General features: G+C 60.6%; 1 protein-coding gene. It reads left to right on the forward strand.

What is annotated here, in order from left to right; all coding sequences use genetic code 11:
• The coding region (locus AB4138_RS23950) for a hypothetical protein (protein ID WP_372307982.1) at nucleotides 1-221 on the forward strand (221 nt) is incomplete at both ends.

The following is a 221-nucleotide window of genomic DNA, read 5'->3' on the forward strand; positions in this document are numbered from 1 at the left end:
GATGCGGCTGGCAACATCAGCATCACGACAGCGGGCGTTTCGGCGGAGGTGAACGACTTCGAGCAAGGCACGAACAGTGGCGATTACCAGATGGTGATGACCGACGGTTACGGCTCGACAGCGGAAGCGACGGTGACCCTGAAAGAGAGCAACGTGGATGAGTCAGGCTCGTTCGGTGCGCAGACGGTGACGTACGCGGAAAACCAAGTGGCGGACGCGGT

The organism is Vibrio sp. 10N.286.52.C3, assembly GCF_041468865.1.
GTDB classification, from domain to species: domain Bacteria; phylum Pseudomonadota; class Gammaproteobacteria; order Enterobacterales; family Vibrionaceae; genus Vibrio; species Vibrio crassostreae_C.